The following is an 11523-nucleotide window of genomic DNA, read 5'->3' on the forward strand; positions in this document are numbered from 1 at the left end:
ACGATGAGCATCGCCAAGGGACAGCACGACGCACAGGGCGTCGGGCCCCTCACCGACCTGCTGCGCACCACCCTGGCCGAGGAACTGTCCGTCCCGGCGTCGGCGGTGGCCGACGGGCTCACCTTCCACGACCTCGGGCTGCGGTCCGTCCAGGCGCTGGCGCTGGTCACCCGGCTCGGGAAGCTGCTCGGGCGGACGGTTCCGGTGTACGCGCTGTGGCAGCACCCGACGGTGCCGGCGTTCGCGCGGTACCTGGCGGGGGAGGTTGCTACTCCCGCTGCTTCTGTTCCTGCTTATGTTCCTGCTTCTGCTGCTGCTTCCGCCGAGCCGATCGCCATCGTCGGGCTCGGCTGCCGGCTGCCCGGCGGGGTCGGGGACGGCGACGCGCTCTGGCAGGGCCTCCTCGACGGCCTCGACGCCGTCCGCGAGGTGCCCGCCGACCGGTGGGACGCCGACGCGTGGTTCGACGCCGACCCCGGTGCGTCCGGCACCATGAGCACCCGCTGGGGCGGCTTCCTCGACGACGTCCACGGCTTCGACGCCGACCTCTTCCGAATCTCGCCCGCCGAAGCCGCCCACCTCGACCCGCAGCAGCGGCTCGCCCTCGAAGTCGCCTGGTCGGCCCTCGAGGACGCCCGGATCGTGCCCGGCGCGCTCGCCGGCACCCGTACCGGCGTCTTCCTCGGCACCATGGCGCAGGAGTACCACCTCGCCACCGGCGCCGACCCCGACACCATCAGCGCCCACTCCGCGACCGGCTGGGACACCTCCGTGACCGCCGCGCGCATCGCCTACGCCCTCGGCCTCCAGGGCCCCGCCATGGCCGTCGCCACCGCGTGCAGCTCCTCCCTCACCGCCACCCACCTCGCCGTCCAGAGCCTGCGCAGCGGCGAATCCGACCTCGCCCTCGCCGGCGGCGTCAACGTGATGCTGCACCCGCACACCACCGTCGCCATGACCAAGCTCGGCGCGATGAGCCCCGACGGCCACTGCCGCGCCTTCTCCGCCGACGCCAACGGCTACGTGCGCGGCGAGGGCTGCGGCGTCGTCGTCCTGCGCCGCCTCTCCGACGCCCTGCGCGACGGCGACCGCGTCTACGCCGTCATCCGCGGCACCGCCGTCAACAACGACGGCGCCTCCAACGGCCTCACCGCCCCCAACCCGCAGGCCCAGGTCGACGTCGTCCGCGAAGCCTGGCACAACGCGGGCGTGCGGACGCAGGACGTCGACTACGTCGAGGCCCACGGGACGGGCACCCCGCTCGGGGACCCGATCGAGGCCGAGTCGCTCGGTGCCGTGTTCGCCGAGGGGAGGGAGGAGCCGCTGCGGATCGGCTCCGCCAAGACCAACTTCGGCCACCTGGAGCCTGCTGCGGGCGTGCTGGGGCTGCTGAAGGCGGCCCTCGCCCTGCACCACGGCGAGCTGCCGGGCAACCTGCACTACGCGGCGCCGAACCCGCACATCGACTTCGACCGCAACCGGCTGTCGGTCGTCACCGAGCGCAGCCCGTGGCCCGCTTCTGCTGCCTCCCGCCGCCGTCACGCGGGCGTGAGCGCCTTCGGCTTCGGCGGGACGAACGCCCACGTGGCGCTGGAGGAGGCGCCGGGCGGGCGGGGCCGGCTCTCGGTGGCGCTGGCGGCGGAGGGGGAGGATGAACTCGCCCAGGCCGCAGCGAGTTTGGCCGAGCGGCTCGTGGCGGGTGAGCCCGCGCCGGTCGTGATCGAGGGTGAGGGCGAGCACCGCCTGTTCGTCGCCGCTGAGCACCAGGACGAACTCGTCGCCGCCCTGCGCGAGGCGGCTGCCCGGCAGCCCGCCTCCGCCTCGACGTCTTCCGATGGGCGACCGCGTGTCGTCTTCGCGTTCTCCGGGCACGGGGCGCAGTGGCTCGGGATGGGCCGTGACCTCCTCGCCGAGTCGGAGTTCCGGGCCGGGGTCGAGGCGGCCGACCGGGCGCTGCGTCCGGTCACCGGGTGGTCGCTGCTGGAGGAGCTGACCGCCGATCCGGCCGTCAGCCGACTCGGCCGCACCGAGGTGCTCCAACCGGTGCTGTTCGGGCTGCAGACCGCGCTGGTGCGGCTGCTGGGCGCCCGGGGTGTGCGCCCGGAGGCCGTGGTCGGGCAGAGCATCGGGGAGGTGGCCGCCGCCGTCACCGCCGGGGTGCTGAGCCTGGAGGAGGGCGCCCGGGTCATCGGCACCTGGTCCGGGCTGGTCGCCGCGCAGGCCTCCGGCCGGGGCGCCATGGTGGTGTGCGAGCTGGACCTCGCCGCCGCCGGGCAGCTGCTCGCCGGGCGGGAGGGCCTGAGCCTGGCCGGGCACCTGGCGCCCGGGCAGGTGTCGGTGTCCGGGACGGTCGATGCCGTGGCCGCGCTGGAGCGGGAGCTGTCGGAGGCCGGGGTGCGGGTGCACCGGGTGGCCATCGACTACGCCGCGCACAGTGCCGGACTCGAGCCGCTCGTGGCGGAGTTGCTGCGCAGCCTGGACGGCCTGCGGGGCCGCGCCGGGCAGCTGCCGCTGTGGTCCACCGTGACCGCCGGCCTGCTGGACGGCACCGAGCTGGACGCCGCCTACTGGGCCCGCAACATGTGCGAGCCGATGCGGCTGGCCGAGACCGTGGCCGCGCTGGCGGCCGACGGGCAGCCGCTGTGCGTGGTCGAGGTCGGCCCGCACCCGGTGCTCGGGCACTCGCTGCGCCGCGCGCTCCCGGAGGGAGCCGTGGTCACCGCGACCTGCCGCCGCGACCGGCCCGCCCTGGACACCCTCACCGAGCTCACGGGCCTTCTCTGGACGGCCGGTTGCTCCCTCGTCCAGCGGCCGGGCGAGGTGCGGCCGATGCCGGTCGCGCTGCCCGTCTCCGGCCGCACGGAGGCGGCTCTCGCCGGGAACGCCGCCCGCCTCGCCGACCACCTGGAGGCCCGGCCCGCCGCCCTCGCGGGCGCGGCGCTGACGGCCGCCCGGTACCGGACGCGGTTCGAGCACCGCGCCGTGGTCGTCGCCGGGTCGGCGGCGGAGGCGGTCGAGGGCCTGCGGGCCGTCGCCGAGGGGCGTGCGGGTGCGGGTGTGGTGTCGGGCCGCCCGGTCGAGGGCGGGCTCGCGGTGTTGTTCACCGGGCAGGGGAGCCAGCGCCTGGGGATGGGGCGTGGGCTGTACGAGTCCAGCGCCGCGTTCCGTGTGGCCTTCGACGAGGTCGTGGAGGCGGTTGACCGTTACGCGGCGCGGCCGTTGAAGGAGGTCGTGTTCGGCGAGGACGCGGCGGTGCTGGACCGGACGGAGTTCACGCAGCCTGCTCTGTTCGCCGTCGAGGTGGCGTTGTTCCGTCTCTGGGAGTCCTGGGGTCTGGCCCCGGCCGCTGTGGCCGGTCACTCGGTGGGTGAGCTCGCCGCCGCCCACGTCGCGGGGGTGCTGTCCCTGGACGACGCGGCGCGTCTGGTCGTGGCGCGTGGTCGGTTGATGCAGTCCTGTGAGAGCGGTGGTGCGATGGCCTCGGTCGAGGCGGGCGAGGAGGAGGTCCTCGCCGTTCTCCAGGGCCGGATCTCGGTGGCGGGCGTCAACTCGCCGACGCAGACGGTCGTCAGTGGCGATGCCGAAGCCGTCGAGCGGCTCATCGCCTCGATGCCCGGGCGTCGCAGCCGCCGTTTGCAGGTCTCGCACGCCTTCCACAGTCCGCACATGGACGCGATGCTCGAGGAGTTCACCGCCCTCGTCGCGTCCTGCGAGCTCAACGCCCCCCGTATCCCGCTGGTCAGCACCCTCGACGGCACCCGCATGAGCGCCGACCTGCCCGCCGGCGAGGGCGTGCGCGAGCCCGCCTACTGGGCGCGTCAGGCCCGTCAGGCCGTCCGCTTCCTCGACGCCGTCCGGGAGCTCAACGCCTCCGGCATCCACCGCTTCCTGGAGTGCGGCCCCTCCGGAGTCCTCTCCGCCATGGGCGCCGCCTGCCTCGACGACGCCCTCTTCGTCCCCACTCTGCGCGCCACCGAGGACGAACCCACCGCGCTCCTCACCGCCGCCGCCACCCTCCACAACGCGGGGGAGTCGATCGACTGGACCGCCGTCCTGCCGTCGGCCGCTCCCGCCGACCTCCCGCCGTACGCCTTCCAGCGCGAGCCCCACCGCCTGACCGCCACCCCCGCCGCCGCCCGTCCGAAGTCGGCACAGGGTGTCGGCGAGGAGCGGCTGTGGCAGGCCGTGGAGCGCGGCGAGGCCGACCAGGTGGCCGAACTGATCGGCGTGTCCGAGCAGTTGCGGCCGACCGTGGCCCCGCTGCTGCCGTACCTCCAGACCTGGCGGGCCCGCAGCGAGGAGAGCGCGACCCTCGCCGACTGGCTGTACCGGGAGGACTGGCAGGCGCTGGACACCCCGAAGGCCGGGCACGAGCCCGCCAAGGGCCACTGGCTGCTGGTCGACGCCCCGGACGCCTTCGCCGCCGTCCTGGAGGCGGCCGGCGGCACCGTCCACCTGGTCCCGTCCGATGCCGAACTCGCCGACAGCATCGCCGAGTTCGCCGAGAAGGCGGCGGGCGGCACCGTGCGCGGCATCCTCGCGCTCACCGCCGAGGACGTCACCGCCGACCCCGAGCACCCGTCCGTCACCCGGGGCGCCGTCCGCACCCTGGCGCTGGTCCAGGCCCTGGTCGCCGCGTACGGCGAGGGCACGCTCCGCGCCCCGCTGTGGATCGTTACCTCCGGCGCCGTCCGCGCCGACGCGCGCGATGCCGCGCCCGAGCCGCGCCGGGCTGCCGTCTGGGGTCTCGGCCGGGTCGTCGCGCTCGAACACCCGCTGCTGTGGGGCGGGTTGATCGACCTGCCCGCCGAGGGCCCGACCGCCGTCGCCGCCCAGCTGGCCGCCACCCTCACCGCCACCGACGGCGAGCAGGAGGTCGCCCTGCGACCGGCCGGTCGCCGCGCCCGCCGCCTGGTGCGCCACACCCCCGAGCCGGGCCTGCCCGCCCGGCGGGTGCGGGGTGCCGCCCTGGTCACCGGTGGCAGCGGCGCCCTGGCCGCGCACGTCGCCCGCCGACTGGCCGAGCGGGGGGTGGAGCGCCTGGTGCTCGCCTCCCGTCGCGGGGAAGAGGCCGAGGGTGCGGCGCAGCTGCGAGCCGAACTGGAGGCCCTGGGCGTCCGGGTCGACCAGCCTGCCTGCGACGTCACCGACCGTGCCCAACTCGCCGCACTGATCGGCAGGTTCGGGGCGGAGCTGCGCGTCGTCGTGCACACCGCCGGAGTCCTCGACGACCGCCTGATCGACCACCTCGACCCGGCCTCCCTGGCCGCCGTCGCCGCCCCCAAGGCGCAGGCCGCGCTCCACCTGGACGAGCTGACCCGCGAGCTGGACCTCGACGCGTTCGTGCTGTTCTCCTCCGTCGTCGGCACCCTCGGCAACGTCGGCCAGGCCAACTACGCCATGGCCAACGCCACGCTGGACGCCCTCGCCGAGCGCCGCCGCGCCGCCGGACTGCCCGCCACCGCCGTCGCCTGGGGCCCCTGGGCCACCGCGGGCATGGCGGACGGCCGGATCGGCGCCCACCTGGAGGGCCTGGGCCTGGTCCCGATGCCCGCCGAGCGCGCCCTCGCCTGCCTGGACACCGCCCTGGCCGGCGGCCGTTCGCTGGTCGCCGCCCGGATCGACTGGGAGCGCGCCGCCACCACGTACGACGGCCCGGCGCTGCGCGGCGTCCCGGAGGCGTCGGCCGTACGGGCCCCGGTCGCTACGGCCGGGGCCGGGTCGTACGAGCTGCCCGGGCAGGACCCGCTGGGCCACCTGCGCGAGCTGCTGGCCGAGGAGGCTTCGGCCGTCCTGGGCATCAAGAACGCCCGCTCGCTGGACGCCGACCGGGGCTTCAAGGACCTCGGCTTCGACTCGATGATGGCGATCGACCTCAGCCGCCGGATCGAGCGGCGCACGGGCGTCAGCACGCCGAAGACCCTGGTCTACGACCAGCCGAACCTCAACGCGGCGGCGGCCTGGCTGCTCGGGCGGCTCGCCCCGGTCTCGCAGGCCACCGCCGCCCAGCTCCCCGTGAGGAACGGCCGCTCGGAGGAGCCGATCGCCATCGTCGGCGTCGGCCTGCGGATGCCCGGCGACGCCCACGACCTCGACAGCCTGTGGACCGTCCTCGCCGAGGGCCGCGACACCCTGCGGACCGTCCCCGCCGACCGCTTCGACATCGACGCCGCCTACGACCCCGACCCCGAGGCCGAGGGCCGCACCTACGTGCGCCAGGCGTCCCTCCTCGGCGACGTCGCCTCCTTCGACGCCGCGTTCTTCGGCATCAGCCCGCGCGAGGCCGAACCGATGGACCCGCAGCACCGGCTGCTGCTGGAGACCGCCTGGAACGCGCTGGAGAACGCCGGCATCCGCCCCAGGGACCTGCGCGACTCGGCGACCGGTGTCTTCATCGGCGCCGGAGCCAGCGAGTACGGCGACCACCGGCCGGGCGCCGACCGCGACACCTACACCCTCACCGGCCGGCTCCAGAGCTTCCACGCCGGCCGGATCGCCTACCACCTCGGCCTCCAGGGCCCCGCCCTCGCCGTCGACACCGCCTGCTCCTCCTCGCTGGTCGCCCTGCACCTCGCCTGCGAGGCCCTGCGCGCGGGCAGCTGCGAACTCGCCCTCGCCGGCGGCGTCCAGGTGCTCGCCGACCCCGGCGCCTTCGTCGCCCTCAGCCGCTCCCGCGCCCTCGCGCCGGACGGCCGCAGCAAGACCTTCTCGGAGGCGGCGGACGGCTACGGGCGCGGCGAGGGCGTCGGCGTGGTCGCCGTGATGCGGCTCTCCGACGCCCTCGCCCAGGGCCGCGAGGTCCTCGGCCTCGTCCGCGCCACCGCCGTCAACCACGACGGCGCCAGCAGCGGCATCACCGCCCCCAACGGCTCCTCCCAGCAGAAGGTGCTGCGCGCCGCCCTCACCGCCGCCGGGCTCGCCCCGGCCGACGTCGACTACGTCGAGTGCCACGGCACCGGCACCTCCCTCGGCGACCCGATCGAGGTCCAGGCCCTCGCCGCCGTCTACGGCGAAGGCCGCGACGGCGACCGGCCGCTCGGCCTCGGCTCGGCCAAGGCCGTCATCGGCCACCTGGAGTCGGCCGCCGGCATCGCGGGCGTCTGCAAGGTCCTCGCCTCCCTCCGGCACAGGACCCTGCCCGCCGCCGTCCACAGCACGCCGCGCAACCCGAACATCGCGTGGGACGAGCTGCCGGTGCGGGTCGTCGACGAGGCGACGCCGTGGGAGCGGGGCGACCGCGTCCGCCGGGCGGGCGTGTCGGCCTTCGGGCTGAGCGGGACGAACGCGCACGTGATCCTGGAGGAGGCGCCGGCGGTTGCCGTTGTCCCGCAGGCCGCTCCGGTGGAAGCCGCTCCGGTGCTGGTCTCCGGGCGGGATGAGGCCGCTGTACGTGAGCAGGCCGCTCGGTGGGCGGACTGGCTGGAAGCCAACCCGGTCACCCCGCTCAGCGCCGTGGCCGCCACTGCCGCTCACCACCGGACCCTCTTCGATCACCGTGCCGCTGTCGTCGCCACCTCGGTGGCCGAGGCGGTCGTGGGGCTGCGTGGGGTGGCTGGCGGTGGGCCGGTGGGTGTCGCCGGGTCTCCCGGCGAGGTCGTGTTCGTGTACCCGGGGCAGGGGAGTCAGTGGCTCGGTATGGGGGCTGCGCTGCTGGAGGAGTCGCCGGTGTTCCGTGAGGCCGTGGTCGCCTGTGATGAGGCGTTGCGGCCGCTGACGGGCTGGTCGGTTCTCGATGTCTTGGCCGGTGGTGGCGGGGATCACCCGCCCGTCGACCGGGTGGACGTGGTCCAGCCGGCGCTGTTCGCGATGGGTGTCGCGCTCTCGGCGCTGTGGCGTTCGTGGGGTGTGGAGCCCACGGCGGTGGTCGGGCACAGTCAGGGTGAGGTCGTCGCGGCCGTCGTGTCGGGCGCGCTCTCGCTGGAGCAGGGTGCCCGTGTGGTGGCTCTGCGGTCCGCAGCCGTCCGGGCCGTGACGGGCTTCGGTGGCATGGCGCTGGTCGAGCGCCCGGTGGCCGTCGTCGAGGAGTTGATCGCCGCCTACGGTGGCCGGCTCTCCATCGCCGCCGTCAACACGCCCGGTTCGACCGTGGTCAGCGGAGAGAGCGAGGCCATCGAAGCGCTGGTGGCCGAGCTCCAGCAGCAGAACGTGTTCTCCCGCCGGGTGAACGTGGACTACGCGTCGCACAGTGCGCAGATGGACCAGCTCCTCCCCGAACTGGCCCAGTTGTTCGCGGACTTGAAGCCGTCGAAGGCTCTCGTCCCGTTCTACTCGACGGTCCTCGGTCGCGTCCTGGACGGCCCCGAGCTGGACGGCGCGTACTGGTGCCGCAACCTGCGTGAGCCCGTCCGCTTCGACCGGGCGCTGGAGCAGCTCCTCGGCGACGGCCGGAACGTGTTCGTCGAGGTCAGCGCCCACCCCGTGCTCGCCATGCCGCTCACCGACGGCAGCGCCGAACACAATGGCGTCGTCGTCGGCTCCCTCACCCGAGGCGAAGGAGGAACCGCCCAACTCCTCCGTTCCCTCGGCCAGTTGAACGTCCAGGGCGTCCCCGTGGACTGGTCGAAGCTCATCGACGGCGCTTTCGTCGCCGACCTGCCCACCTACGCCTTCCAGCGCGAGCACTACTGGGCCGAGACCGCCGCCACCACCGTCGATGCCGGGGCCATGGGCCTGGAGACGTCCACCCACCCGTGGCTCGGCGCCGCCACCGCTCTCGCCGAGGGCGAAGGCCACCTGTTCACCGGCCGCCTGACCCCCGACTCCCAGCCCTGGCTGCGCGACCACGCCGCCTTCGGCACGGTTCTCGTCCCTGGCACAGGCCTGCTCGAACTCGCCTGGGCCGCCGCCGACTCCGTCGGCGCCGCCCGCGTCGCCGAGCTGACCCTGTCGGAGCCGCTGGTCCTCGAAGGCCCGGTCCGGCTGCAGATCACGGTCGGCGCCCCGGCTGCCGACGGCCGCCGCCCGATCGCGATCCACGGCCGCCCCGAGGACGGCACCGACACCTGGACCCTCCACGCCAGCGGCCAACTGGCCGACGAGCAGGGCGAGTCCGACGGCTTCGACGCCCTCCGCCGCTGGCCGGTGGCGAACGCCGAACAGGTCGACCTGGACGGCTTCTACGACCGCTTCGCCGCCCGTGGCCTCGACTACGGCCCGGCCTTCCGGGGCCTGACCGGGCTCTGGCGCGACGGCGACACCGCGTACGGCACCGTCCGCCTCCCCGAGGGGCTGGAGGCCGGCGGTTACGGCGTGCACCCGGCCCTCCTGGACACCGCGCTGCACGTGTTGCAGGCGGTGGTCGCCGACCGGACCCCGGCCGGGACGGCGCTGCTCCCCTTCGAGTGGAGCGGCGCCGACCTGCACCTGACCGGTTGCACCGAACTCCGCGTCCGTATCGACGTGGTGGAGGTGACGGGCGGTCTCCAGATCGAGTTCTGGGCTGCCGACCCCACCGGCCGACCGGTCGCCCACATCGGCGGCCTCAACCTGCGGGAGGCGACGGCCGAACAGCTGGCGCGGGGTGACCGGGATCTGTACCGGGTGGAGTTCCAGCCGGTCCCGCTGCCCGGCACGCCTTCGTCCGTCGGTGGCGCCGTCGTCCTCGGCGGCGACGGCACGCTCGCCGCCCGTCTGGGCGCCGAGCACCTCGCCGGCCTCGCCGCGCTGGCCGACCGCCTCGGCGGCGCGAAGCCCGTCCCGGCCACCGTGGTCGTCGACGCGACCGGGGCCGCCGGTCCCGATCGGGCCGACGCGCTGACGGCGGCCGCGCTGCGGACCCTCCAACAGCTGCTCGCCGAGCCCGGGTTGGGCGCGGCCGAGCTGGTGTGGGTGACCTCCGGCAGCACGGCGGCCGTCGAGGCCGATGCTCTGCCGGGCCTGGCCCACGCCCCGCTGTGGGGCCTGCTGCGCACCGCCCGCACGGAACACCCGGAGCGGACGATCCGCTTGCTGGACCTCGACGGGCCGAGTGAGACGGCGACTGCCGCCGCCCTGACCGCCGCGCTGACCGCCGCGCTGACCACCGCGCTGGCCGTCGTCGACGAGCCGGAGCTGGCCCTGCGCGGCGGCCGCGCGCTGGCGCCGCGCCTGGCACGCGTCCCGGCCGCGACCGCCGAGCCGAGGATCCGTCCGGACGGAACCGTCCTGATCACCGGCGGCACCGGCGAGTTGGGCCGCCAGGTCGCCGCCGAGCTGGTCCGCCGGCACGGCGTGCGGCGACTGGTACTGACCTCCCGGCAGGGCCTCGACGCCCCCGGGGCGACCGAGACGGCGCAGGCCCTGCTGACGGCCGGCGCGGAGAGTGTGCAGGTGGTGGCGTGTGATGTCGCTCGGCGGGATGACGTGGAGAAGGTTCTCGCACTGGCGGGTCCGGATGCTCCGTGGACTGCGGTCCTCCACCTGGCAGGTGTCCTGGATGACGGCCTGCTGGTGGGCCAGGACGAGGAGCGACTGGCTCGGGTGATGGCCCCCAAGGCCACCGGCGCGCTCCACCTGGACGAGCTGACAAGGGAGTTGGACCTCGACGCCTTTGTTCTCTTCTCCTCGGCCGCCGGCGTCCTGGGCACCGCGGGCCAGGGCGTCTACGCCGCCGCCAACTCCTTCCTCGACGCACTCGCCGCCCGCCGCCGGGCCGAGGGACTCCCCGGCAGCAGCCTGGCCTGGGGCCTGTGGGAACAGGCGGGCGTCGGCATGACCTCCCACCTGGGCGGCGCCGAACTCGCCCGCATGCGACGCCAGGGCATCGTGCCCCTGCCCGTCGACCAGGGCCTGCGCCTGCTCGGCGCCGCGCTCGGCCGCCCGGCGGAGAACCTGGTGCCCGTCCGCCTCGACCTGGCCTCCGCCCGCCGGGCGGCCACCGAGGGCGGCCGCCTCGCCGGGGTGCTCAAGGCCCTCGCCCCCGCACCCCGGCGCCGCGCCGCCGCCGGAGCCCGTACGGCCGCCGAGCCGGCCGGGCTGCGGGAGCGGCTGACGGCCCTGCCCGAGGCGGAACGGCGCGAGGCGCTGCTCGGGACGGTCCTGCGCGAGATCGCGGCCGTCCTCGGCGGCAAGGGCGGCGGGACCCTCTCGCCCCGGCAGGTGCTCAAGGAACTCGGCCTCGACTCGCTCATGGCCGTCGAACTGCGCCGCCGCCTCGCCGCCGAGACCGGGCTCACCCTGCCCGCCACCCTCGCCTTCGACTATCCGACGCCGGAGGCCATCGCCTCCCTGCTGCTCGACCGGCTCGGCCTCACGGGCCCGGCGGTCGTCGCCGCCACCGAGAACGAGCAGCCCCCGGCGGAGGCCCTCGCCTGGGCACTGGAGCGGCTCTCCGCCGACCGGATCCAGCGGGCCGGGCTCCTCGAACGGCTCCTCGACCTGGCGCGACAGGAGGAGGCGGCCGGCCCGTCCGTCGCCCCTGCCCCGACCCCGGCCGAAGAACGGTCCGTCGACGACCTCAACGCCGAACTGGACGCCCTCCTCGGCGGCGTCGGGCTCGACCTGCTCTGACCCCGTACCGCTTCCCACCCTCCCGCTCTCCCGCTC

General features: G+C 75.4%; 1 protein-coding gene. It reads left to right on the top strand.

Going from position 1 to position 11523, the window contains the following annotated elements; translation table 11 throughout:
- Window positions 1-3: 3 nt before the first annotated feature.
- Window positions 4-11487, top strand: a complete 11484-nt coding sequence (locus ACIBCA_RS13940; protein WP_396283100.1) for an SDR family NAD(P)-dependent oxidoreductase — start codon at window positions 4-6, stop codon at window positions 11485-11487.
- Window positions 11488-11523: the final 36 nt, after the last annotated feature.

It is taken from the genome of Kitasatospora sp. NPDC051170 (genome assembly GCF_044455705.1).
In the GTDB taxonomy this organism is placed as follows: domain Bacteria; phylum Actinomycetota; class Actinomycetes; order Streptomycetales; family Streptomycetaceae; genus Kitasatospora.

Bases quoted from the DNA above. Each gene is read 5' to 3' on its own strand.
- ACIBCA_RS13940 (WP_396283100.1), top strand. From the start codon at position 4: ATGAGCATCGCCAAGGGACAGCACGACGCACAGGGCGTCGGGCCCCTC.